Genomic DNA, 237 nt, shown 5'->3' with positions numbered 1-237 from the left:
AGGCCCTGCGGGGCGAGAAGATCGTCGACAAGCGCTATCACGCCCTGGTCCGTGGCCACTGGCCGGCTGGCAAGAAGAACGTGCGCGCGCCGCTGCTGAAGAACAACCTGCGTTCGGGCGAGCGAATGGTAGAGGTGAACGTCGAGGGCAAGGACGCGCTGACCGAGTTCCGGGTGCTGCGTCGCTTCGGCGATTTCGCCACCCTGGTGGAAGCACGCCCGATCACCGGGCGGACCC

At 67.1% G+C, this 237-nt stretch carries 1 pseudogene; it reads left to right on the top strand.

From position 1 onward, the window contains the following. Positions 1 to 237 (top strand): annotated as a pseudogene (locus OH705_RS28720) (pseudouridine synthase); the annotation flags it as partial.

The sequence above is a fragment of the Pseudomonas sp. BJa3 genome, from assembly GCF_026343815.1.
GTDB classification, from domain to species: domain Bacteria; phylum Pseudomonadota; class Gammaproteobacteria; order Pseudomonadales; family Pseudomonadaceae; genus Aquipseudomonas; species Aquipseudomonas soli.
Note: the sequence above shows the minus strand (reverse complement) of the source record. Positions and strands in the feature narration are given on the sequence as shown.